The organism is Candidatus Neomarinimicrobiota bacterium, from assembly GCA_016784545.1.
GTDB lineage: Bacteria > Fidelibacterota > UBA8477 > UBA8477 > JABMPR01 > JABMPR01.
The window spans coordinates 1-25,745 of the sequence record JADHUM010000061.1 but is presented as its reverse complement, the minus strand read 5'-3'; the positions used below and the strand labels follow the sequence as shown (position 1 = coordinate 25,745).

The following is a 25,745-nucleotide window of genomic DNA, read 5'->3' as shown; positions in this document are numbered from 1 at the left end:
AATAACAAGAATAAATACAACTTATCTAGTTTATTATCAAAAGGTTACGCATGATCTGTCTAGTCGCGGGATCGAAACCCTAACTAAGTATCCTCTATTGGACCCCCGTTTTCACACAGCCTCTTAATTCGGGTGCTTTTGTATAAAGCAGATTTTCCGTAATCTGATTCTAGAGTGGCCAGATAGTGGGAATGAGGATGACGCCTATTATCCCCAGAATGATATGCAAGGGAATGCCAGCGCGCATAAAATCCATATATCGATAGCCACCAGGTGAAAACACCATGGTGTTCGTCTGATACCCGTTGGGGGTCATAAATGACAAAGAAGCTGCAAACATAATAGTCATGATGAAGGGCATTGGGTCCAACCCAAGAACCCCGGCAGACTTGATGGCCAGAGGGGTCATAATGATGGCTGTTGCAGTATGGGATAGGAAGGAAGTCATGAGCATGGTAATAAAAAATAGAATTCCAATCAGTCCAATATCTCCAAATTCAGTGCTGGCGTAGGTTATCACGCCACCAATTCGCTCTGATAGATGAATGGTTTCCATGGCATCACCTAAGGGTATAAGAGCTGCAATTAGAAATATTACTGTCCAATTTATAGATTTATATGCTTCTTGCGATGGCACAATCCCAGTTGCCATCACAAGAATGGCACCAAGCAGTGATGCCTCCATAATAGACAGGATATTAAGAGCAGCAACACCAACGACGATTGGGATGATGGCTACTGCCAACCACCAATACTTAATTTTATGAAGCTTTGTGTCCAACTCGTCCAAAATGATAAAATTCGGATCTGTATTTAAAGCTGCCATTCTGGTTCGTGAACCAAAAATAAGGAGGGTATCAAAATTCTGCAATTTAACATGAGCCACTTTTGTCCTCATGATTTCACGATAACGACGCAGAGCCAGGACAAACAAGCCATAACGGCGTCGAAAGTCAATTTCCATGAGGGATGAGCCTGCCAGACTGGAATTAGGTGATATCATGGCTTCGAGGAGAATATTCTCGTTATCTGCCAATTCATTGTCATTCATCTTGATATCTGTAAGGAGTAGGACTTTTTGCTCTGCGCGAAATAGTTGAAGTTTATCCACAGAACACTGGACCAGGAGGATATCATCTTCTTTGAGGATAATATTTCGCATATTTGTTGTGATATGATTCCCATGGCGGATGATTTCCAGCACAGTCAACTCATAGGTTTGTCCCAGATTTAAATCAATAAACTTCCGACCATTTAAGGGAGAATCTACGGGTATTTTAACTTCGGTGAGATAGGTGCCCAGATGGTATTTATTTGTGAGACCAGAGATAGGTACCCGTGAGGGTAAAATCCATTTCTGCGCAATAAGAATATAGCCAAGTGTAGCTACAACCAGGATGATACCCAGTTTACTCAACTCAAAAACACCAATATGAAACCCAGCTTCAAAGGCAATATCATTGACAATCAGATTGGTTGAAGTTCCAATTACTGTACAGGTTCCACCAACGATGGCAGCAAATGATAGGGGCATCATGATTTTAGAAGCACTGATTTTTAAACGATGTGATAAATCACTAGCTACAGGGATGAGGATGGCCACTGTTGCCGTATTATTGATAAAAGCTGAAAATATGCTAACTGAAAGTAGGAATAATGTACTTACCAACCAATTCCTGCCATGCCCATTATTTTCCAGCCAAATAGTAAAAACACGGATGAATCCAGTTTTGGTAAAGGCATGACTCAAAATAAACATGGCACCTATTGTAATTACCGCCTTATTTGAAAACCCGCTAATGGCCTGATGTTTATCGATGAGACCTGAGAGCAATAGTGCTGCTAGCACCAAAAGAGAAGTGACCTCTATGGGATACCATTCGCGGATAAAGGCGATTACGGATACGATGAGTATCATAAAGAAGATGATCGTCTGAGTATCTGGCATGGCTTCATTTTAGGGCATCCCAAGGGGAATGCAAATGGAAGGTTTTATTAAAAAGAAAAAAATATTACGAGTTGTTGAGTGTTGATTCTCTGTCATATATGTATATTTTACGTCATTATGGCAGAATTTAAACTAATTACTGATTATTCACCAAGCGGTGATCAACCTGAGGCAATCGAAGAACTTGTAGGTGGAATAAAATCCGGTGCGCCCTTCCAAACCTTATTGGGTGTCACAGGTAGTGGCAAAACCTATACCGTTGCAAATGTGATTCAAGCAGTTCAAAAACCCACACTCATCGTTTCTCACAACAAAACCCTGGCAGCGCAATTGTATGGGGAGTTCAAATCTTTTTTTCCTGAGAACGCGGTGGAGTATTTCATATCGTACTATGACTATTACCAACCCGAAGCTTATTTACCAGTGACAGATACGTTTATCGAGAAAGATATGTCGATGAATGAGGAGATAGACAAGTTGCGGCTGAAGGCAACCAGTGCTCTGCTCTCTCGTAAAGATGTGATTGTAGTGGCATCTGTGTCTTGTATATATGGTTTAGGCGATCCACAGGAGTATAAAAAGTCTCTTGTAATCATTAATAAGGGTCAGAGCTACAATCAACGCGATCTCATGCGCAAATTGGTTGATATCTATTATGAGCGTAATGATGTTAATTTTATGCGTGGCAAATTCAGGGTGAGAGGAGATGTCCTCGAGATCTTCCCAGCCTACAATGAAAATGCGATTCGGATAGAGTTTTGGGGCAATCAGGTCACAGATATTATGACCATTGATCCCCTTACCGGTGAAGTGGTTTCAGAAGATGATGTCTGTGTTGTATATCCAGCCAGGCATTTTGTTACCTCTGACGAGCATATCAGCAAAGCTTTGCATCATATTGAAGAGGAACTCAAGGAGCAGGTGCAAGAATTTCGCATAAATAACCAGTTACTTGAAGCACAGCGCATTGAACAACGCACCAAATTCGATATGGAAATGCTAAGAGAAGTAGGGCATTGTTCCGGCATTGAGAATTATAGCCGCCACCTCACGGATCGCAAACCTGGTGAAAGACCCTTTACCTTACTGGACTTTTTTCCTGATGATTTTCTCATGATAATTGATGAGTCGCATGTGACGCTGCCTCAATTCCGAGGGATGTACAATGGAGACTATTCACGAAAACGGAATTTGGTGGACTATGGGTTCCGCCTCCCATCGGCACTTGATAACAGACCCCTGAAGATTAACGAATTTGAAGATTCTATGAATCAGGTCATTTTTACAACGGCTACCCCATCTGATTATGAGTTGGAAAAATCGGATGGGGTGGTGATCGAACAGGTGATTCGGCCCACGGGTCTGCTGGATCCTGTCATCGATTTGCGATCCAGTGAGGGTCAGATTGACGATCTCATGGAGGAAATCAATAAGCGAGTTGAAAAAAAAGAGCGCGTTCTGGTGGTCACACTCACCAAACGCATGTCTGAGGATTTGACGGACTATCTCACCAACTATCATTTGCGTGTTCGATATCTCCATTCTGAGATTGACAGCATTAAGCGTATATCTATTCTCAGAGATTTACGTCTTGGAGAATTTGATGTTCTGGTGGGTATTAACCTTTTAAGAGAAGGTCTGGACCTGCCAGAAGTATCTCTGGTCGCCATTATTGATGCAGATAAAGAAGGATTTCTCCGCAGTAAAACATCGCTGATGCAGATAGCCGGGCGAGCAGCTCGACATGCCAATGGAAAAGTCATCCTGTATGCAGATAAACTAACAGCCAGTATGCAGTACTTGATCGATACCACCCAACAACGGCGAGAAAGACAAATAGCCTACAATAAAGAACACGGCATTGTCCCAATTACCATATATAAGACAAAAGAAGAAATAATGGGGATTACCGGGGTTGCAGACGCCATGCATAGCAAGGAAGAGGCCATTCGAGAAAGCCTGAAAAAATATGATACTGATTACATTACAGGTGAGCTGCTTGATACAATGAGACAGGATATGCTAAGAGCCGCGGAAAGTCTGGATTTTGAAAAAGCGGCCATGATCCGTGATGAGATTAAAAAGGTTGAAAATGAGATGAAACGATAAAAGTATGAGCAGTTCTATGTATTTTGAAAATAATCGTACTGACACTTTACAGCGGAAATTTGGAATCCTGGGACAATCTGCTGGGGTGCAATCCATGTTGGAAACCATTGAGCAGGTCGCGCCAACAGATATTTCTGTCTTGATTGCAGGTGAAAGTGGATCCGGTAAGGAACTCGTCGCCTCTGCACTTCACAAGCATTCCAGACGGGCACATAAACCCTTTGTCATTGTAAACTGTGGAGCCATCCCAGCCGGGATCATCGAAAGTGAGCTATTTGGCCACAAGAAGGGCGCTTTCACCGGGGCTCAGAGTGATAGGAAGGGCTATTTCCAGGCTGCTGATGGGGGAACTATCTTTCTGGATGAAATTGGAGAAACACCCCTTGAGACTCAGGTAAAATTGTTACGAGTCCTCGAGCAGGGTGAATTCCTGCCTGTGGGTTCATCAGCATCAATGAGAGTCGATGTGCGCATTGTGGCTGCTTCAAATCGCAACCTTGAAAAAGAGGTTGACTCCGGTTCATTTCGGAAAGATTTGTTCTACAGGTTGAAGGCAATTACTATTACAGTACCATCATTAAGAGACAGGCGTGATGATATACCAATTCTCGCTAATAAATTTGCAGCTGATTGCGCCATTCGAAATCAAATTTTATTTAAAGGCTTCTCAGACGGTGCCTTAAAGGTGATGAGTCAACATCGCTGGCCAGGCAATATTCGTGAATTAAAGAATTTTATTGAGAGTATGGTTATTCTTGAAAAAGGTGGTGTTATAAAGACTGAGGTCATTTATCGGTATTTAAACGCTGAATCAAGCCCGACTGAGCTTAACCCCTTGCTCCCGGTTAAACTGGATAGAAGTGTTGATCAGGCAGAGCGGGAGCTGATTCTTCAACAGCTGTTTATGCTTAGACGTGAAATTGCAGAGATGAAGGGTCTCATTGATCAAAGGTTAGCGCCTCGCCCAGCTGGAGAAAGTAATGGTGAAGAATACAATCCTGCTCTGGAAGTCTTGCCCGATGATCATAACAAAGAAATACATGGTGATGATACACCTGCCATCCTCAATCCTCAGATGCTGGGAACACTTACAGCGGCCCAGGTTGAGAAAGAACTCATCACGCGTAGCCTGGAGCGATTCAACTTCAACAAGCGCAAAACAGCACAAGCATTGCAAATGGCAGAACGAACTCTCTACAGAAAGATAAAAGAGTATGAAATTGTTAAAGAAAATTAGCCCAATCCTTTTTGCAGTCTTATTTATGGCTGGATGCGCTATTTATTCATTCAAAGGGAGTATTCCAGACCATCTCCATGACGTGGAGTTGGTCACCTTCAAGAATTTAACTACTGAATTTGCTGTAGAAACAGACATAGAAGAGGCTCTCACTGAAAGAATGCTCAAGGAACAATTGCTTTCTCTTTCGGCAAAAGAAAACCCTGATTCTCATATTGAAGGAAAAATTAATAGTATCACAGATAAACCTAATAGCTTTGATGAGAACGAAAATATTTTAGAATATCGTCTCGAATTCCGCGGAGAAGTGATCTGGTATGATCACATTCGCGAAACAGAGATTTTTAAAAAGAATTTTACGGTTTTTGGCACATACTTCAGCGAAGATGAAAATGCCAAGCGAAGTGAAGCCGAACAACTGATACGAGATGATGCGTATACTGAAACGATTGAAAAACTGATTGATTTTATTATTGAATCGATGACGGAAGAATGGTAGTCATGGAAAAACAAGGCAAAGAAATGAAAGAACACTTTATACAAAATGCAAAAGATTTCGTAGGGCAAACCGTTACGCTCAAAGGATGGGCCTATAACGTCCGTAAGGGTGGCAAGATCTGGTTCCTGCTGCTTAGAGATGGTACAGGCATCATGCAGTGTGTGGTGACTAAATTTGACGCTGATGAAGCCTCCTTTGACATAAAGAACCAGATTACTCAGGAATCATCTGTCATGGTGACAGGGGAAGTCAAAGCAGAACCACGGTCTCCAGGTGGATATGAAATGCTGGTACATTCAATGGAACTGGTGTCAATTGCAGATGAGTACCCCATATCCAAAAAAGAGCATGGAACTGACTATTTGATGGATAATCGCCATTTGTGGCTTCGCTCCAAACGACAGCATGCAATTATTCGTATCCGCCATACCATTATCAAAGCCATCCGAGATTATTTTGATGAACGTGATTTCACACTGGTAGACACACCAATATTCCAGAAAGCCGCCACCGAAGGCACTGCAACCCTGTTCGAGACTGACTATTTTGGAGAGAAAGCTTTTTTGACTCAGAGCGGACAGCTCTATGGGGAAGCTGGGGCAGCAGCTTTTGGTAAAATCTACTGTTTTGGTCCAACTTTCAGAGCAGAAAAGTCCAAAACACGCCGTCACTTGACTGAATTTTGGATGGTAGAGCCCGAAATGGCTTACTATGACCTGGATATGAACATGGATGTGGCTGAAGATTTCGTTTTTTACATTGTTTCAAAAGTTTTAGAGCAGCGTAGTCCTGAACTAGAGACACTCGAGCGAGACATTTCAAAATTAGAAGCGATTCAGAAACCATTTCCTCGCATATCATATACAGAGGCAGTAAAAATTCTTAATGACAATGGTGTTGAATTTGAATGGGGTGATGACTTTGGTGGTGGTGACGAAACCGTCATATCAAGTCAATTTGAAAGTCCTGTGATGGTACATCGCTATCCATCTGCCATCAAAGCGTTTTATATGAAACGCGATCCTGAGAACGATAAACAGGCCATGGCCCTGGATATGTTGGCTCCTGAAGGTTATGGTGAAATCATTGGTGGATCACAACGTGAAGATGATATCGACGCCCTGATCGAGCGTATTAAGCAGGATGGTTCCATAGAAGAAGATTACGACTGGTATCTGGATCTTCGTCGCTACGGTTCTTTCCCTCATTCAGGTTTTGGATTAGGAGTTGAAAGAGTCGTATCCTGGTTATGTGGATTGCAACATATTCGCGAAACCATACCTTTTCCAAGGACCATTTCACGTCTAAATCCATGATCAAATCCGAAACCGGAAAACGAATAGCCATCATTGGCGCAAGAGATGCAAGTCCATCTGGAATCCAATTCGCCTTTGACACAGGTAAACTTCTCGCAGAGAGAGGAGCTATTGTGTATACAGGGGGCGGTGCAGGAATCATGGAAGCGGCAAGCAAGGGTGCAAAAGCAGGGGGCGGTATTGTTGTGGGCATTCTTAAGGATTCTGATGGTCTCGATGCCAACGATTATATTGATGTTCCTATAATGACAGGAATGGGAGATCTCCGAAATGGTATCATCATCCGATCAGTTCACGCGGCCATCGCAGTCGAGGGTGCTTTCGGGACGCTTTCCGAAATAGCCTATACTCTGGGATATGGAAAACCTGTAATTGGGTATAGCTCATGGGATATCAAGGAATTAGAGGCAGTAAATAATCCAGACAATGCAGTAAAGCGCATATTCGAGTTGATCGGAGAGAAAGATTAATGAAAAGTGATCTTAATTTGGTAATCGCTCAGGTCAATCCCACTGTAGGTGCCTTACAGGCCAATGCTGACCACGCATTAGCAATCATGGAGAAGATGGAAGCCTCAGGCAAGGATTTGCTGGTTTTTCCTGAAATGTTTATCCCTGGATATCCAGCGCAAGATCTCATCCTTGAAAAATATTTTATTCGCGAAAACCAAAAGATGGTGGACAAACTTGCTGCTGCATCAGGTGAAATGCTGACGCTCATTGGTGCAATTCACTATGATGGAACAGATACCTATAATGGTGTCGCCGTTCTTCAGCATGGGAAACTTGTTCAATGGGTAAATAAATCACTATTGCCAACATACGATGTCTTTGATGAATGGCGCTATTTTAAACCTGGTCGTGACAATGAACCAGTCTCCATTACCTTCAGAAATGGTGAAACCCTCCGTTTGGGTATACATGTTTGTGAAGATTTGTGGGATGAAAACATAGACTATAAGATTTGTGATATCCTCGGTGATATGGGAGTTGATCTGTTTATTAATCTATCAGCTTCACCCTTTGTAACCAATAAGTACATTGAACGTAGTAAGCTGATACTCAATAAGATAGAGAAATATAATAAACCATATATTTATGTCAATTTAGTGGGTGGACAAGATCAGCTTGTATTTGATGGTATGTCAATGGTTGCCAATGAAAATGCAGACTGGGTGCACATTTGTCCTCAATTCAAGGAAAGTATCAGTGAAGTAATTCTACCCGCCACTTCCACAACGAGCAATTCAGTTGAGTTGCCTGATATTCTGAAAGAAGAACAAGTTTTCAAAGGTTTGGTCCTGGGTGTTCATGATTATTTTTCTAAAACCGGACATTCCAAGGCGGTCTTGGGCTTATCTGGCGGTATTGACTCTGCCGTAACTGCAGCTATTGCTGTGGAAGCACTTGGTGCAAAAAACGTTTTAGGCATTGCCATGCCTTCAAAGTATTCATCTGACCATAGTGTAAAAGATGCTGAAATACTTGCTATGAATCTTGGAATGGAGTATCTCAATGTTCCTATAGGCACCATTTTCGATGGATTCCAGAGCACATATACCCAAATTCTTGGTGCACCCCTCAGCGGTCTTCCGGAGGAGAACCTGCAGGCTAGAATTCGCGGAAATATCCTCATGAGCTTTTCAAATAAAGATGGCAGTTTGCTTCTAACCACTGGCAACAAGACTGAAATTGCTCTGGGGTATTGCACTCTGTATGGAGATATGTCAGGTGGATTGGCTGTGATAAGCGATATAGGCAAAAGTATGGTCTACAGATTGGCCAATTATTACAATCAAATCAACAATACTGACCTGATACCCCAAAATACCATCACTAAAGAACCCAGTGCGGAACTTCGTGACAACCAAGTCGATCCATTTGACTATGAGGTAGTTGGACCATTAGTAAATGCTATTATCGAAGAGCATTCTGATCTTTCGACGCTCATCTCCAAGGGATGGGATAAAAAGTTGGTCAAAGATCTCCTGCATAAAGTTCGTATGAATGAATATAAACGTCAACAAATGCCCCCAGGAATCCGCGTATCATCAAAAGCATTCGGTATTGGCCGTCGTATGCCAATTGTGAACCACTACCGGCAAGACAAATAAGATCCAGCCTTTTTTCTATTTAAACTGCCATATCGGCTCATAAATTCAACAATATCCGCCCATATGGCTCACTTTTTGGGTTGGCACAGGAGTTGTCATTGTAGTGGTGCTATGAAATACATGCAAATATTAGTTAACATATGATTGAGGTGAAACATGGGTAAAGTTATCGGTATTGATTTAGGTACCACAAATTCTTGCGTTGCTGTAATTGAGGGTAAAGACTCAGTAGTAATTACAAACTCTGAGGGGGGGAGAACAACTCCTTCGGTAGTCGCATTCACAAAAGAGGGAAATCGTCTTGTTGGACAACCTGCAAAAAGGCAGGCTATCACTAATCCCACCAATACAATTTATTCTGTCAAAAGATTTATGGGTCGCAAATTCAGCGAAGTTGAGAGGGAAATAGAAGAAGTTCCTTATAAAGTAATTAGTGGTCCTGGTGGACGTAGCCAAATACAAGTGGGGGATGATTCTTACTCTCCACCAGAAATTTCAGCAATGGTGCTTCAGAAAATGAAGCAAACGGCTGAAGAATATCTGGGTGAAAAAGTTGACGATGCTGTTATTACTGTACCCGCCTATTTTAACGACTCCCAACGCCAGGCTACCAAAGATGCAGGAAAAATTGCTGGATTGAACGTCCTGCGTATCATAAACGAACCAACCGCAGCAGCATTGGCTTACGGTCTGGACAAGAAAAATGATGAAACCATTGCGGTCTTTGACCTTGGTGGTGGAACCTTTGATATCTCAGTACTCGAACTTGGTGATGGCGTTTTTGAGGTGAAATCAACAAATGGTGATACTCACCTTGGTGGTGACGATTGGGACCAGGCCATAATTGAGTGGCTGGTAGCCGAATTCAAGAAATCAGAGGGAATCGACCTTTCCAAAGATGCTATGGGTATGCAGAGACTCAAAGAAGCATCAGAAAAAGCTAAAGTTGAGCTTTCCAGTACGAGTTCCACTGAGATTAACCTGCCATACATCACTGCAGATCAGACGGGTCCAAAGCACCTTGTGCTCACACTTACTCGTGCCAAGTTTGAGAGCTTGACCGATGATCTCTTCAAGAGAATCAAGCAACCTTGTATCAATGCTATAAAAGATGCGGGGCTAACAGCCAAAGATATCAACGAAGTTATTCTCGTAGGAGGATCTACACGCATTCCTATGGTCCAAGCGATTGTACAGGAAATTTTCGGACAAGAGCCTAACCGCGGTGTAAATCCTGATGAAGTCGTTGCCATGGGGGCTGCCATTCAGGGTGGTGTTTTATCCGGCACCGTTTCAGATGTACTATTGCTTGATGTAACACCGCTTTCAGTTGGTATTGAAACTCTGGGTGGTGTGTGTACACGCCTTATTGAGAGAAACACCACTATTCCAACCAAGAAAAGTGAAACCTTCTCGACGGCTGCTGATAACCAGACACAGGTGGAAATTCATATTCTACAGGGTGAGCGCCAGATGGCAGCAGATAATAAATCAATGGGTCGTTTTATTCTGGATGGTATCCCACCTGCTCCACGGGGCATCCCACAGATTGAGGTTACCTTTGATATTGATGCCAATGGTATCATGTCTGTATCCGCCAAAGACAAAGCTTCTGGTAAGGAACAATCCATTCGTATCGAGGCATCCAGTGGTTTAACTGATGCTGAGAAGGAAGCTATGATCAATGATGCTGAAAAGCATGCTGATGAAGACAACAAAGCCAGAGAGCTCATCGATACAAAAAATCAGGCAGATGCCATGATTTACTCCACAGAGAAAAACTTGAAGGAGTACGGTGAAAAGGTACCAGGTGAGATGCGTGCCATGATTGAGGAAAAAGTTGAGGCACTCAAATCAGCAAACAACACCACTGATAAGGTTGCAATTGATAAAGCCATTGCAGCACTTACTGAGATCTGGAATCAGGCATCTGGCTCCATGTATGAAGCTGTAAAAGATGATGCTGAAGGATCTGCCGAAGGTGCTAAACAAGCTGGCGGCAAAGCCTCAGATGACGAGGAAGTGGAAGAAGCCGACTTTGAAGTAGTGGATGAGTCCGAGCCAAAAGAGTAAATAAATGATGAGGAGCAAGTGCTCCTGCATCAATGTTATAAAAGAAAATGATCAGATAACCCAACCGTTATTCTGATCATTTTCTTTTATCTGATGATTCAAACACAGAATATCTATTCATATTTCCCCAAATACCGGTATCAAAATGATGAACCATTCTGGTTCTAAGTGGTAGAAATATGGAAAAACCTCAATAAATTCAAGGCCAAATGAAAGGGCAAATGAGTAGGTGAAAAGGAGAGTTGCACAATGGATTGGTGGCGGTTTGCTAAGCGCAATTAGCATCCTGATATACCTCATCCTATTCCAGACGCATTTATTTTCTACTTTTCTTCTGAACTCTCTCAACAAGTACTCCTTATTTCCAGCTGGCGTCTCCATAAGTGGAGAAATTGAAGGGGGGTTGCTTAGAAAAAACATTGGTCTAAAGAAGCTAACAATCAAAGTCATCGAGACTGACAAACCAATTCTTATGGCCGATGAAATATCTATCCTGAGTTGGGATTGGGATTGGTCCACGAGGGAAATAACAATACAGAACCTGTTCATGAGTGGGTATTCATTAGCGTCACAATACGCCCGAGATCTACCCAGTAGTTCGAAAAATCACAAATCAGCAGTTTCAACAATTATTCAAAATATAAGGGCAGAAAGTGGGCGCGTATCTTACGAAATGGGTAATTCAGCTCAGACCATTGACCTGCCATTGGTGCATTCAACCCTGTGGTATATTGATGGTTTTGTTGATGCTCAAATTCATTCAGCAGTTGTAATCTTACCTTCAATTGCCAGCGATACACTGGCTGTAACGGGACTCGTTGGAATTGATTCGAAAGGTGAGATAAAAGTTCGCAATCTGTACATCAATTCTCCAAATCAAACCATGAAAGTCGATCTCGCTTACACCGCCGATCATAGTTCGGCTAGCTTGAGTGGCCGGAATTTTAACCCCACTACACTTGAGAATTTTTCTCTACCCTCCTGGATTACTGATGTTCGCCTGAATTATAATGTCGATATTTTACAGACTAAATCAAATTTGCACATGTCAGGGGGGGGTACTGTTTTACTCAATGGGTTTGAGATCCCATTTGAGCTCCACGACATGGAAAGTACACCATCAGGTGATAGTTTCGATTTATCGCTAGGTCCTGAATTAGAACAATTTAGGATTGTTGCTGCCAGATCGCCAACTGGGGAGCAAACCGCACAGATCAATATGTTCCGTTTTAATTTTGAGCCGGTGCTAGTCAATAGCGACATTCAATTTTCTGAACCCATCGGCAAAATATCAATCCTGGGTCAACAGAACAAATACACCATTAAAGCACGATTAGAATCCTTTATGTTTAATAATTTGCACTTTGATAGTCTTGTATCAGATTTTGCCTATTCTGCGGGAAAGGGGATGGATATATCACATGGACGTATCACTCAGGCCAAAAACCACCTAAACTTTAATGGAAAGTTTTCTAAAGAATTGATTGATATGAATGCTGATATCGACTTTTCTGATTTTTCCTTTCTTGAATTACTTGGCACTTCTAACAAAATCACAGGTGATATTTCCAGTCATCTCAATATCAACGGAACGATTGATCAACCACGAATATCAGGGGAAATTCTGCCCAATAATCTCTCTTATGACAACAAATTAAGTTTAACTGGTCAGGGAAAAATTGATCTAGTACTTCATAATAAAAAACTGCGTGGGGACATAGCTCTCATGGGTGATAGTGGTTTCCTGTTTGGAGATAGCCTGCAATCCTACACCATACTTGGAAATATATCTGAAGATGGGTACCTCATTGAAGATTTGCACCTTCAAGGCATTGGTAACATGGTTTCTATCAGTGGTGGGTACTATGGCAACGATATTATTCTCAACAAGCTGAATATTATCAAAGGCGAGAACCAACTCAAACTCGCTGACACGGTACTTGTCAGGGGTAACCAACAAGGGGTATTTCAGCTTCCCTCAAGTGTTCTTACATTCAATAATGGCGGTGTTTCAGTAGAAGGTACTTTCTCAAAGAACGCAGGATATGACTTGAACACAGCCTATGAGATTATAGATGTGGGTCGAATTTTAGATTTCTTCAGAGTTGAGGTCGATTTTAGCGGGATTGCTTCAGGTTCTGCAGCCATTACAGGAAGCCTTTGGGATCCAATATTCGATGCAAAACTGTTATTAAGAAAAGGGGTCACACTCGGCTATCCCAGTGATTCTGCTCAGGTAGATCTCAGACTGACAAGTTCAGAAGTATACAGCAACAACATCGAGGCCTATACTTCGGGTGGATATTTGAATCTGGTTGGGAAACTGCCCTGGGGATACAAGGTAAAAGGCGTTCATATTGGTCACACCAGTCAAAACTTCTCTATCCAAACAGACAATTATCGCCTGAGAGATCTCAAATTTACCTCCCTTGCGGATTTGCCAATATCTGGACGTGCAACTGGCTCGCTATCCATGCGTGGCACTCCCATCGACACCAAAATGGATATGCAATTAGCCCTCACAGATGCTTCATTTGACATACTTACATTTTCCAAGGCCTATTCAGAATTAAGCTACGAAGGCAATTTGCTTACATTTGATACACTATCCATGGTCAGCAACTGGGGATATGGCTCTGGGACAGGATTTATGCCAATTTCACTTGATCTGATAGCAGCGGATAGAATGTCGTTTGCCTCGCGTGATATGGGGCTGGATTTTGAATTTAACCTTAACGAAATGCCATTTTTGTCGACCTATATTTCTTCTATTGATGCGATCCAAGGTGATTTTATTGGAAACCTCAGCTTCACCGGACCATTTTCCGCTCCCATTCGCAATGGAAAAGTAAGGGGTCATAATGGGCGTCTTGAAATTTCCGTCCTGGGAAATCCAATTACAAATATCCATGCTGAAGTCAGCTTAATTGACAATACACTTAATGTTGATCATTTTTCTGGTCGTATGAAATTTTCCGGAGGCTCGAATTTGAACACCAAGGGGGCAGTGGGATGGCTGGCCACAAAAGCAGGAGATTTGATTGGCGTAAAGACAAGGCAAAACTTTGCAGGGGAGGTCACAGCCACAGGAAATATCAATTTGGATTCATTTTTTGAGCCTCGTTTTGATATTGCGCTAAAAGCCAACGAAGTTTACTACCGAAGTACCGATGGCCTCATCGAGGCTATTGCCGATGCAGATCTGCACTTTACAGGGCAGGATACACTAAATGTTGAGGCTATTATCCCTGTACGCAGAGCAGGATACTACGCCAATTTTGAATCTGAGACCTCCTATGATGAAATGGTCAGCAAAACCGACAGCAGCTTATTTAAGTATAGTCTCAACACTCAATTTGCCAGTGATCTACTTATCTCAAATGATCAGATGGAGGCAGAGTTTGAAGGTGAATTATGGCTGCTTGATTATGGTGATGGCATCATGCGTTTTACGGGCACACTGAAGGTCCTGGAAGGCGGCAAATTCTACTATCTTGGAAACGAGCTGGATCTCGTATCTGGAGAAATTATTTTTAATTCTGTAGATTTTAACCCCCAGATCAATATGGAAGCTGAAATAGATATCGATGGAGAGCGGGTGAGTCTGGAATTAAGTGGTGATCTAAGCGAACCCCAGCTGGTAATCACTGCTGAGAATACTCAACTCACCCAGAGTGATGTGTTGACATATCTGACTTTAAATAAAACTTTAGTAGAAGTCAGCTTTGATGAAACCGCTCTGGACCCAGTTAAAACCTACGGTGAAATTCTCATGGAAAAGCAGATTTCAAAACTGGGACGAGAATACATCGGGCTTGATCTTGTGGGTGTGGATCTAGCGTCTGATTCGACCAGATTGAGACTGGGGCAACGCCTGTCAAAGAATTTAATGATAACTTATGAAGGTGCTATACAGCCAACTGATGGTGAAACTGATTACGATTTTGGATTTGAGTATCAGATCAATAAGAATGTGTCCGTAACTAGCAAAATCAATCAAAATGGAGAAATTGAATTGAACGGGAGGCTGAAATTTACCTATTAAAATCCTTTCGATTTCTGATTTTGACATTTTTGTTTTCACTGACAATCTTCCCCCAGAATGTGCTAGAAGCTCCAGAAATTGTTGACATTCAAATTATCGGTAACAAGAATCTCACCAGCAAGGATCTACTCAAACAAATCCACCTCAAAGAAAAACGACTGGTAAGTAAGGGAAGTTTTTATAACCAGCATCATCTTGCCAGAGAAATCGAAAAATTGGAAGACTATTATACACGTCATGGATTTCTAGATGCGAAAATTACTGATTCTCTTTCCCAGGGTGAAGAAACCATTAGCATCATCCTGAAGGTTGAAGAGGGAAAGCAGTACTATCTCCGAGATGTGACCTTATCAGGAAACAATGTATTTAGTGAACAGGACTATCTGGAAATAATTGAATTTCAGGCAGGTTCCAGCTTTAATACCTTTAAAATCCGCGAGAATCTTATTGAAATGCTCACGCTCTACCAAAACAGTGGATATCCACTTATAAATATTAAGGATAGCGTTGTTGTTGGTGACTCTGTAAGCCTTTTCATCAGAGTCAAAGAGGGCCCCAAACTGAATATTGGCAAAATCAACATTAAAGAAGTAAATCAAATTCCAAAACAAATCATCTCCAGGGAATTGATTGTGAATTCGGGTGAGGTTTTTAATCTTGCTAATATTGAAGAGTCAAAACGTCGTCTCTATGAGACTCGGCTTTTCAATAGTGTGAATATATCATTGGGGAGAGTTCATCTGGATTCATCATCCATCGATATTGACGTTGAAGTCATTGCAGCAAAGTTTCGAGCTTTCGATATGAATATGGGGGTCAAGCAGGGTATACCTGAGGAATCAGAGAAGTCCGGCACTGAACTGAGTATTGGACTATCAGGGAGTTGGTATCATAATAACTTATTTGAAAAGAGCAGACGGGTTCGAATTCAAACCAAAATCAGCTCGATCTACCCTTCTATATTCATACCTCAACGCTTTAACTTTGATTTCTTTTATGTTGAACCCTGGTTATCAAAGTACCGAATTCCGCTTACCATAAACCCCTTTTTCTGGTATGTTGATATTGTGAATACAGATCTAGCCAATTTTAACAACCTGGCTTATGGATTACGGGCCGTCCTGACATATCGTTGGTTCAGAACGATTAAGATTCAGTCTCTTGCAGAATGGAGTCGCTCAAAAAGCAGTGGTGATCCCACCCAAGTCGAGGATTTATATCAGGAAGCTCGTAAAATTGGATTAAAGTTCACCTGGGACAGACGGGACAATTATTTCTATCCCCATCATGGGTTTAAGTTTGTTATTGAACCTGAGATGGTAGGATATCTTTTGGGCGGCGAAAATAAATACATTCAAATGCAGTCTTCATTCAGTTCATTCTGGAACTTGTTTGGGGATGTAGTATTTGCTCACAATATGAATATGGCTGTGGCTTTTAAACAATACCCAGAAACTATCATCCCCTATGCAAGCCGATTTTTTCTGGGTGGTAACTCCAGTATTAGAGGATTTGAACAGCGACTGCTCGGGCCAACAGCAGAAGACGGCAAACCATTGGGTGGTAATCTACGACTTTACACAAATTTTGAACTCCGTTTTCCCATTTATAACATACTGGGAGGAAGTCTTTTCCTGGATATGGGAAACCTTTGGGCGGATATGGAGGAGGTAGCTATGTCTGATCTGGAAATGGCAATAGGTGCCGGTATCACAATTGATACACCCATAGGGCCAGCTAGAATAGATTATGGAATACCACTGGGGTCGCAACATGCGAATAAACCGGGACAAACTCACATTGCAATAGCATACGCCTTTTAAAAATTTTATAATGCAGGGAACATGATTTCTAATGATTCGTAGAAGATTTCGTGATTCAAGCGACACGATGAAAAAAGGTTGTAAACAAGGCGTTTCAAAAGGGAAGAAGAAACAAGAGGAAATGAAAAAATGAAAAAAATAGTTACTCTGGGAATTATCATCTTGAGCATGCTCGTTATCTCGTGCGGAAAATCGTATGATGAATATCTTACACAAGGAAGTGAATTACAAAACTCAAAAGAATATGAAGCCTCCCTGGAATCCTATGAAAACGCTATCAACAAAGCTGAAACAGCTGAACAAAGAATTGCCGCCAAAATTAAAGCGGGAAATTTATCAGCTAAACATTTGAAAGATCTTGACAAAGCTGATGAGTTCTACATGGCCACTCTAGCAGACGTCAATGATTATTCAGCAGCTGATTTACGCGACCTGGCGAAACAAGCCCTGGCGGTTCAAGCCAATAAATCTGCAGTAAAAATGTATATGCTCTGGCTGGATAAATTTTCTGATGCTCCTGATGTTGTGAAGGTTAAATACGAATTTGCTGAAGTATACCACAAAAACGTACTCGATCTTAAAAAGGCAATTGGTGTGTACGAAGAAATCGTCGAGCAATTTCCTGAATCAGAGCAGGCACCCAAGGCCTTATTCTCCATTGGATATATTTATGCCAATGAACTTGGAGAAAATGACGCCGCTACAAAATATTACTCTAAATTTATTGAGACATATCCCAACCATGAAATGGCACCATCAGTCGAATTTGAATTAAAATATCTGGGCAAGTCACTGGAAGAAATTCCTGAATTGCAGCATTTACTTAGCAAGACATCTTAATTCACAGGATTAATCATCATGACATTTGATCTAACACAGCTTAATGAGAAAATTAAGGAAAAAAGCCTTTTCCTAAAAACACTTGAGGCAGAAGCTGCCAAAGTGGTTGTAGGGCAGCAGGGGATGATCAGACGCATCCTCATCGGACTACTATCCAACGGTCATATTTTGCTGGAGGGTGTCCCTGGACTGGCAAAGACACTTACCATAAAAACCCTGGCTGAACTCATTGATACCAGCTTTAGCCGAATCCAGTTCACTCCTGATCTTCTACCGGCTGATTTACTGGGTACGCTGATCTACAATCAAAAGAATGGTGAATTCAACGTCAAGAAAGGCCCTCTTTTTGGAAATATTATTTTAGCTGATGAAATCAATAGATCTCCAGCTAAAGTGCAAGCAGCATTGCTTGAATCCATGCAAGAGAAGCAAATCACTATCGGAGATACCACCTATAAACTTGAAGAACCCTTTTTGGTTCTTGCTACTCAGAATCCCATTGAGCAGGAGGGTACGTATCCACTACCTGAAGCTCAGGTAGATCGTTTTATGTTGAAACTCAAAGTTGACTATCCAAATGATGAGGAAGAATTCGAAATCATCAAACGCATGGCACATCCAGTACCAAAATTTGATATCAAACCTGTCATTAAAAAGGCTGATATCCTTGAAGCTCGAGATGTGGTGGATGAAATCTATATTGATGATAAAATAATCAAATATATAGTCTCATTGGTCATGGCTACTCGAGATCCAGCTAGAGCAGGATTGGTTGATCTGGAAGCTCTCATTGAATATGGCGCCTCACCTAGAGCCTCGATAAACCTTGCGCTTGCTGCCAAGGCAAATGCCTTTATCAATCAACGGGGCTACGTCACACCAGATGATATTCGTGCCATTGGTATGGATGTATTAAGGCATAGGGTGCTGGTTTCATATGAGGCGGAAGCTGAGGAAGTCACCAGTGAGGATATTATTCAACGGATTTTCGAAGTCACTGAAGTTCCGTGATCCAATTCGTAGTTTAAGTGAAAACATCGACACAGTTTTAAATTATTTCGCTGGGAATAATGGCTCTTGTTAAATCGCGATTTACTAAAAAAAGTTAAGAAAATTGAGTTGAGTACACGGCACCTTGTAAATGAGGTGTTTGGTGGCGAGTATCATTCAGTATTTAAAGGCCGCGGCATGGAGTTCGCTGAGGTACGTGAATACACCCCTGGTGACGATATCAGGACCATTGATTGGAATGTTTCAGCCAGAACAGGTGTACCCTTTGTCAAGTTGTTTGAAGAGGAGCGTGAGCTTACCGTTATGATCCTCGTTGATGCATCTGCCTCAGGCGCATTTGGAACCCGTGTCCAGATGAAAAGAACCCTGGCTGCTGAATTGTCTGCCGTGCTGGCTTTTTCAGCCGTAAAAAACAATGATAAAGTGGGACTCATTATCTTTACCGATCGTGTGGAGAAATATATACCTCCCCGCAAGGGTCGTTCACACGTTCTGCGAGTAATTCGCGAAGTTCTTGATCACGAACCGGAGCATCAGGGAACCAGTATTAATACTGCTCTTGAATTTATGAGTCGGGTCATCCGGAAACGGTCGGTAACCTTTATGATATCTGATTTTCTCGATAAAGATTATGAGAAGAGTATGAAGCAAGCGAGTCGCAAACATGACATGCTGTCATTTCATCTCCAAGACCCATGGGAAATTAAGCTGCCCGATCTGGGATTGATTCAGATTCATGACGGTGAAACAGGGGAGACTTCTCTTATCAACACAGGCAAGGCTTCATTTAGAAAGACTTATGAGGATAAATCAAAAGAACGCATTGCTAAATTGCAGGCGTTTTTCAAATCAAGTGGACTTGATTATTTAGCCATTCGCACGGATATCCCCTACGTTGATTCTCTGATTAGCTTTTTTAGAAAGCGAGCGGCCAGAAGACGATGAGGTTGAGGGTAATCATAGTCTTACTGAGCTTAACCCAGTTGTTTGGACTGGAAGCACAATTTCATGGAGATAGCCTAAAGGGCTCCCTGGGAGATATCATCACTTTTGGTTGGGATATTAATCATTCTGAAGAATCTCAGCTGACATTTAGTGATATGGATCTGGAGGGAACAGGTATTGAAATTCTCGGTCGGGAACTTACCAGTATCAAAGGCGGATCGAGTCTAAGATTTAATACTGCCATTTACGATTCAGTAGGATTTTACACATTCCCCTCATCAATCGCCTATGTCAAAGACGCCAAAGGTCTTGATAGTTTGCACCTTCGTGGACCAGAGCTTGAAATCACTTCAGTATTATCACCCAGCGATACCACTTTCAGGGATATTAAGGGTATTCACGACATTAGAACCCCGATCAACCTGCTCTATGTATTGATTTTTGTAGTTGTGCTTATTATTGGGTATCTGATTTATTACCTGATCAAACGCCTGAAAAGATCTGGTTCGAATACTTCTCCACAAAAAATTATTGTTCCTCCTGAAGAGGCGCATGTGATTGCTTTGCGAGCTTTTGAATCTTTGAGAAGATCAAAATATGTTCGCTTTGAACAGTTTAAGGACTTCTATTCTGAACTGACCCATATTCTGAAACAATATTATGAAAATAGATATCTTGTGGATGCTCTGGAGCAAACGACATCAGAATTTCTTATTACCATGAATTCCATGAGTGAGTTTGATGCTAAAATGATTAGCGATACACATTCATTATTAGAAAAAGCCGATTTAATAAAATTTGCTAAAGCCAGAAGTGACGAACTTGAGTCTGGTAAAGCTTTAAATCTGGCTGTTGATATTGTAAACCGTACAAAGATTCAATCTAATCAAGGAGAAGACACGTGATAGATGTACAAAATGTTACCAAGTCTTATGGAGCATTTGAAGCAGTAAAAGACGTATCCTTCACTGTGGAGCAGGGGGAAATCCTTGGCTTTCTTGGTCCAAATGGTGCTGGAAAGACCACAATGATGAAAATGATCACCTGCTATATGCCTCCAACAAGTGGAACCATCAGCGTAGATGGGCTGGATGTAGTTAATGAGTCCATGGCTGTGAGAAAAAAAATAGGTTATTTACCTGAATCAACACCGCTTTATGAAGAAATGGGTGTTCGGGATTATTTAAATTTTATAGCAGATGTCCGCAAAGTGAATGGTGCTGACCGTACCAGAGCAATGGATCGTGTGATATCAGTAACCGGACTCTCAAAAGTCATCCACAAAGATATCCATGAACTTTCCAAAGGATACCGACAGCGGCTTGGGTTTGCCCAGGCTATCATTCATGATCCTGAAATTCTTGTCCTTGATGAGCCTACAACTGGATTGGACCCCAATCAAATTATTGAGATAAGAAATCTTATCCGCGAGCTTGGGGAAAGCAAGACAGTGATTTTCTCTACGCATATCATGCAGGAGGTCCAGGCAACCAGTGATCGGGTCCTCATCATTGATCAGGGTAAGATTGCCGCTCAAGGTACTGCTGAGGAGCTTAAAGCAAGTATTGCAGGACAGATGCATCTGGATATGGTTCTGCGACATGCAGATAAATCAAAGTTCATTGAAGTTATTAACGGTATTGAACAGATTCACCTGGAGGATATCAAACTCCAGAAAAGTGGAGACATTGAAGTTGCTCTAAAGGTGGATGCCGGGACAGATCTTCGTGAACACCTATTCGATCTTGCCGTGAGCAATAAATGGAAAATACTTGAATCATCTCCATCTTCATTCACACTTGAAGATGTGTTTAGAAAATTGACTAATTAAGGGGCCTATTCATGTCTGAAATTTTAGCCATCTATAGAAAGGAGATGAAGACATATTTTAATTCACCTATTGCGTTCATCGTCATCTCTTCATTCCTGGTAATCACCAACTGGCTCTTCTTTGACTATGGTGATTATCCATTCTTCGCCATAAACATTGCTGACATCAGGGGCATATTTGATTATGGAGCCATCGTACTGCTATTCATCGCTCCGGCAGTATCCATGCGTCTGATCTCAGAAGAAAAGCACCAGGATACCCTAGAGTTATTGGTAACCATGCCCATTACCGATATGCAGATCATTATCGGGAAGTATCTATCCACACTGGTGATTTTTGCCATTATTCTTGGTGGAACGCTGATTGCACCAATCTCTATCTCTTTTGTCGGCGACCTTGACTCTGGAATTGTGATTAGTAGTTACATCGGATTTTTCTTTCTGGGAGCTACCTATCTGGCCATGGGACTTGCTGCCAGTAGCTTTACTCGTAACCAAATCATAGCCTACATCATGGGGATTGTCATTATCGCCGTGTTTTTCCTCATGAATGGGATGGCCAATGGTTCTGGCCTGATTGCTACCCTTTTTGAAAATCTGAGTATCCGTTTTCATTATCAGAACTTTTTCAGAGGGGTTCTGGATACCAGAGACCTCCTTTATTTCATTTCACTCATTTTCGTGTCCTTGCTGGTGAGTAGTACGGCGCTGGCAAGTCGGAAGAATAAATAGGGAGGATGAGATCATGAATACAAAAAATACCTGGTCCTTTACCCTTATTATTGTTGGTGTTATTTTTATCCTGAACCTGTTTGCCCAACAACTTTTCATTCGATTTGATTTAACAGAAAATGAGCGCTATTCAATCAGTGATGTGACCCGCGATATTCTGGCTGATATTGATGAGCCTATCACCGTTAAGGTCTATTTCTCTGAAAATTTCCCACGTCAGCTCATTTCTGTGAAGCAGTATGTCCTGGATATGCTTAACGAATATCGGGCCTATGCCGGTTCCTCGTTAGAATATGAATTCATTCCAATTTCTGGTGAAAATCAGGAGCTGGAGCAGGAAGCCATGTCCTACGGTGTCCAGCCAGTACAAGCCAATATTACGGAAAGTGATGAAATCAAAGTCCAGAGGATCTATCTTGGTATTGTCTTCTTGTATGGCGATCAGAAAGAAGTCATCCCCTTTGCCCAGCAAATTGAACAGCTTGAGTATGATATGACAGGGGCGATCAAAAAGTTAAGCCTGGGTAGCCTCCCAAAAATTGGCTGGTTAACGGGTCATGGCGAACAATCACTTGGTGAAGAGGGTGCAGCAAGAGCAACTGGAGAAATTCAGAAGAATTATGAATTGGTAGAAATCAATTTGAGTTCTGAGGCTCAAATTCCCCAGGACATTAATACGATCATTCTAGCCGGTGCGACTGCTGATTTTAACGATCAAGATCTCTACAAATTAGATCAGTTTATTCTCAGGGGTGGTAAACTTGGGCTGTTTTTGAATAAGAAAATTATCGAGATGCAGAATCAGTATATGCCTGTCCAGGATAACAGAAGCAATATTTTCTTCTTCTTTGAGCACTACGGCGTGAAATTCGACAATCAAATTCTTGTAGATAAGACGAACTATCAGGTTCAAGCCATGCAAAACCTGGGATTTTTACAGATTCCTGTTGCCATGGATTATCCATTTGCACCCCGCATTTCAAATCTGAACCAGGATAATCCCATTGTCAATCGCCTGAGTGAGCTTGGTTTCTTCTTCGTTAATGAAGTTTCACAGGTGGGGGATACTTCCAGAGTGTCTTTCACACCCCTCATGCACACCTCAGATATGACGGGTTTTGCCATGCCTGATCAGCGAACTCGATCCATCAACATATCTGCAGGTCAGCAAATTCCAGATTATATGTATCGGGAAGGACCCAAGGCAATCTCTGCTATTCTGGAGGGAGAGCACGCTTCCTGGTTTGGCAGCACCAGACCAGATTCCATTTCCTTCCCGGAGATGCACCTGGCTGAGTCCATCACCTCGACTGTAATGGTGACCCTGGGCAATGCTACGTTTACCTCCCAGCAGTTCATGGTGCCTACCAGCTTGACCTTTTTACTAAATACGGTTGACTGGCTGCATGATCGGAATGGTTTGATTTCAATACGATCAAAGAATGTCCAACCCTCACAGTTGGATGAGATGACAAGTGGAACAAGACAGTTCCTTAAGTGGATAAATATCCTGCTGGCACCCCTGGTCATTGTATTGTTTGGGGTGATACGCTGGTATCTACGAAACAAATCGAAAAATCTTGCAGGAGCTTGATCATGAAAAACAATCAAACCCTCTATGCAGCAGGACTATTAGGAATTCTGGCATTACTCTATTATTTCACTCAAACCGGTGAGGTTGATACTAAATCAATCGATACAGATATGTTTTTAATAAATAGAGATGCTATTGTGGAAGTCGAACTGATACATCAAGATGTCTCCCTACTCATCACAAAAGAAGCGACAGGATGGACGTTGGAGAATTATCCAGTTGATACGCTACGCATGACTCGGTTTTTAGAGCTTTTTTCAGAATTAATCCCCGATCGGTTGATTACCAAGAATCCTGAGAAGCATGGGAATTATGAAGTAACGGTTGAGGGGATACGTTTTCTGGCAAAATCTGATGACTCCCAGGAATTGCTCAATTTGATAATTGGCAAACAGGGGGCCAATTACCAGGAAACCTTCGTTAGAGACATGTCAAGTGATGAAGTTTATGCCGTTAAATCCAGTCTCAGCCAATATAAAAATATGACTCAGAAGGATTTCTGGGATAGAAGTATGGCTAAAATTGATGGTAGCCAGATTAACGAAGTTGCATTCAGCGGAGAGGTAGACTATATCCTCAAGCGCGATGGTGCAGATTGGATGTATAATGGTGAACCGGTAGATTATAAAAAAGTGACAGATATGTTGAGTCCACTGGAAAATATGAATGCCAGCAATTTTGCAGATAAAATTGGACCTGATAACGCCCTTTATCAGGAAATAAGTGTGGGGTTTGAAGATGGATCCACCCTTGATTTGGCTTTTTATCTCAAGGATGCCAAGGGAGCCTTGCTTTTGGTGAAGGTCAGTGGTAATGATAAGATATTTGAATATTCCAAGTCCGGGTTAAATCGTTATAAGAAAGAATTGTCAGCGCTAAAAGCCGATCCACAACCTGAAGCTTAATCTACCTTCATTGATAAAACATTAAAAAAGGGGCAGATATTCTGCTCCTTTTTTAATTCCAATATCCCCGCTTTATTTGACACACAAACCTGTTATAAAATTCACAATTATCTTAACAATCTTTATTGCAGTAATTTCAAAAATATGTATGTTGTCATACAGATTATGGAAAATCCGGACAAGTTCGGACACCGATTCCGGAAAGTTTCGGACACTTTCGGAGGGTTGATCGGAATAATATTTAAAACCCCCTTGGCGAACTAATCCTAGTTGCCAGACTCCTGTTCAGGGTGAACATGTCCTCTTTTAATGAAGAGGATATAAATGCGCAGAAAACACCTTAGGAACAGCCCACCTCATCGGTGGACAGGGAGACTAAAAATGAAACACATCCGCAAAATAATAGAGTTGAAGGAGTTGACTGATCTGTCGGTTCGTGAGATCAGGAATGCTCTAAATCTACCACGATCAACTGTGAGTGATTATCTGAAGGCCTGGGTAGCCAGTGATCTGACAATAGAACTGATCCAGACTCTCAACGATGACCAGATATACACTGCCCTCTTTGGTAAAAAGCCCAAGGGTTCAAGCCGTCCCTTGCCAGACTTTACCAAGATGCATACCGAGCTGAAGAAGAAACATGTAACCCGTTCCCTGTTATGGGAGGAATACCGTGAACAACATCCCGACGGGCTGGGTTACTCCCAGTTCTGTGAGCACTACCG

At 41.9% G+C, this 25,745-nt stretch carries 19 protein-coding genes; 18 read left to right on the top strand and 1 reads right to left on the bottom strand.

The genetic code is table 11. The features are described from left to right. Positions 1-169 precede the first annotated feature (169 nt). Positions 170-1,948 carry an SLC13 family permease gene (locus ISR87_13170; GenBank protein MBL7026392.1) on the bottom strand — a complete coding sequence of 593 codons (1,779 nt, stop codon included), beginning with the start codon at positions 1,946-1,948 and terminating at the stop codon, positions 170-172. A gap of 114 nt (positions 1,949-2,062) precedes the next feature. Between ISR87_13170 and uvrB the strand changes: the two genes are divergently transcribed. From uvrB to ISR87_13080, 18 genes are all read left to right on the top strand, one after another. Then, a complete protein-coding gene (gene uvrB / locus ISR87_13165; protein MBL7026391.1) occupies positions 2,063-4,057 on the top strand; it encodes an excinuclease ABC subunit UvrB in 1,995 nt (664 codons plus the stop codon). A gap of 16 nt (positions 4,058-4,073) precedes the next feature. Further along, positions 4,074-5,294: a sigma-54-dependent Fis family transcriptional regulator gene (locus ISR87_13160; protein ID MBL7026390.1), complete on the top strand. Its 1,221-nt coding sequence runs from the start codon at positions 4,074-4,076 to the stop codon at positions 5,292-5,294. Then, positions 5,278-5,793 carry a hypothetical protein gene (locus ISR87_13155; protein ID MBL7026389.1) on the top strand — a complete coding sequence of 172 codons (516 nt, stop codon included), beginning with the start codon at positions 5,278-5,280 and terminating at the stop codon, positions 5,791-5,793. The genes ISR87_13160 and ISR87_13155 overlap by 17 nt, the downstream gene beginning before the upstream one ends. A 23-nt stretch (positions 5,794-5,816) precedes the next feature. Beyond that, positions 5,817-7,109 (top strand): asparagine--tRNA ligase, encoded by a 1,293-nt coding sequence (gene asnS / locus ISR87_13150; GenBank protein ID MBL7026388.1) that lies wholly within the window; start codon positions 5,817-5,819, stop codon positions 7,107-7,109. Further along, complete coding sequence (locus ISR87_13145) at positions 7,106-7,579, top strand: TIGR00725 family protein (protein MBL7026387.1); 474 nt, start codon at positions 7,106-7,108, stop codon at positions 7,577-7,579. The genes asnS and ISR87_13145 overlap by 4 nt, the downstream gene beginning before the upstream one ends. Beyond that, complete coding sequence (locus ISR87_13140) at positions 7,579-9,222, top strand: NAD+ synthase (GenBank protein ID MBL7026386.1); 1,644 nt, start codon at positions 7,579-7,581, stop codon at positions 9,220-9,222. Before ISR87_13145 ends, ISR87_13140 begins: the two co-directional genes overlap by 1 nt. 156 nt (positions 9,223-9,378) lie before the next feature. After that, positions 9,379-11,295: a molecular chaperone DnaK gene (gene dnaK, locus ISR87_13135; protein ID MBL7026385.1), complete on the top strand. Its 1,917-nt coding sequence runs from the start codon at positions 9,379-9,381 to the stop codon at positions 11,293-11,295. A gap of 229 nt (positions 11,296-11,524) precedes the next feature. After that, the gene (locus tag ISR87_13130) at positions 11,525-15,340 is read left to right on the top strand and encodes a translocation/assembly module TamB domain-containing protein (protein ID MBL7026384.1); all 3,816 of its coding nucleotides are present in this window, start codon (positions 11,525-11,527) and stop codon (positions 15,338-15,340) included. A gap of 59 nt (positions 15,341-15,399) precedes the next feature. Further along, entirely contained in the window at positions 15,400-17,163 is a 1,764-nt protein-coding gene (locus tag ISR87_13125; GenBank protein ID MBL7026383.1) for a BamA/TamA family outer membrane protein, read from the top strand. 129 nt (positions 17,164-17,292) lie between these two features. Continuing rightward, entirely contained in the window at positions 17,293-18,003 is a 711-nt protein-coding gene (locus ISR87_13120) for a tetratricopeptide repeat protein (protein ID MBL7026382.1), read from the top strand. 18 nt (positions 18,004-18,021) lie between these two features. After that, entirely contained in the window at positions 18,022-19,014 is a 993-nt protein-coding gene (locus ISR87_13115; GenBank protein ID MBL7026381.1) for an AAA family ATPase, read from the top strand. A 66-nt stretch (positions 19,015-19,080) separates the two neighbouring features. Beyond that, positions 19,081-19,959: a DUF58 domain-containing protein gene (locus tag ISR87_13110; GenBank protein ID MBL7026380.1), complete on the top strand. Its 879-nt coding sequence runs from the start codon at positions 19,081-19,083 to the stop codon at positions 19,957-19,959. After that, positions 19,956-20,864, top strand: a complete 909-nt coding sequence (locus tag ISR87_13105; protein MBL7026379.1) for a hypothetical protein — start codon at positions 19,956-19,958, stop codon at positions 20,862-20,864. Before ISR87_13110 ends, ISR87_13105 begins: the two co-directional genes overlap by 4 nt. Continuing rightward, on the top strand, positions 20,861-21,790 hold the full coding sequence (locus tag ISR87_13100; GenBank protein ID MBL7026378.1) for an ATP-binding cassette domain-containing protein: 930 nt from the start codon (positions 20,861-20,863) through the stop codon (positions 21,788-21,790). Before ISR87_13105 ends, ISR87_13100 begins: the two co-directional genes overlap by 4 nt. An 11-nt stretch (positions 21,791-21,801) precedes the next feature. Next, the gene (locus ISR87_13095) at positions 21,802-22,521 is read left to right on the top strand and encodes an ABC transporter permease subunit (GenBank protein MBL7026377.1); all 720 of its coding nucleotides are present in this window, start codon (positions 21,802-21,804) and stop codon (positions 22,519-22,521) included. Positions 22,522-22,534: 13 nt separating this feature from the next. After that, entirely contained in the window at positions 22,535-24,115 is a 1,581-nt protein-coding gene (locus tag ISR87_13090) for a GldG family protein (GenBank protein MBL7026376.1), read from the top strand. Positions 24,116-24,117: 2 nt separating this feature from the next. Further along, a complete protein-coding gene (locus ISR87_13085; GenBank protein ID MBL7026375.1) occupies positions 24,118-25,020 on the top strand; it encodes a DUF4340 domain-containing protein in 903 nt (300 codons plus the stop codon). A 381-nt stretch (positions 25,021-25,401) separates the two neighbouring features. Then, positions 25,402-25,745: transposase (locus ISR87_13080; GenBank protein ID MBL7026374.1), on the top strand; the 344-nt coding region annotated here is incomplete at its 3' end.

Coding starts and splice junctions, on each gene's coding strand:
- ISR87_13105 (MBL7026379.1), top strand. CDS start 19,956: ATGAGGTTGAGGGTAATCATAGTCTTACTGAGCTTAACCCAGTTGTTT.
- ISR87_13170 (MBL7026392.1), bottom strand. CDS start 1,948: ATGCCAGATACTCAGACGATCATCTTCTTTATGATACTCATCGTATCC.
- dnaK (MBL7026385.1), top strand. CDS start 9,379: ATGGGTAAAGTTATCGGTATTGATTTAGGTACCACAAATTCTTGCGTT.
- ISR87_13145 (MBL7026387.1), top strand. CDS start 7,106: ATGATCAAATCCGAAACCGGAAAACGAATAGCCATCATTGGCGCAAGA.
- asnS (MBL7026388.1), top strand. CDS start 5,817: ATGAAAGAACACTTTATACAAAATGCAAAAGATTTCGTAGGGCAAACC.
- ISR87_13115 (MBL7026381.1), top strand. CDS start 18,022: ATGACATTTGATCTAACACAGCTTAATGAGAAAATTAAGGAAAAAAGC.
- ISR87_13160 (MBL7026390.1), top strand. CDS start 4,074: ATGTATTTTGAAAATAATCGTACTGACACTTTACAGCGGAAATTTGGA.
- ISR87_13120 (MBL7026382.1), top strand. CDS start 17,293: ATGAAAAAAATAGTTACTCTGGGAATTATCATCTTGAGCATGCTCGTT.
- ISR87_13090 (MBL7026376.1), top strand. CDS start 22,535: ATGAATACAAAAAATACCTGGTCCTTTACCCTTATTATTGTTGGTGTT.
- ISR87_13095 (MBL7026377.1), top strand. CDS start 21,802: ATGTCTGAAATTTTAGCCATCTATAGAAAGGAGATGAAGACATATTTT.
- ISR87_13140 (MBL7026386.1), top strand. CDS start 7,579: ATGAAAAGTGATCTTAATTTGGTAATCGCTCAGGTCAATCCCACTGTA.
- ISR87_13085 (MBL7026375.1), top strand. CDS start 24,118: ATGAAAAACAATCAAACCCTCTATGCAGCAGGACTATTAGGAATTCTG.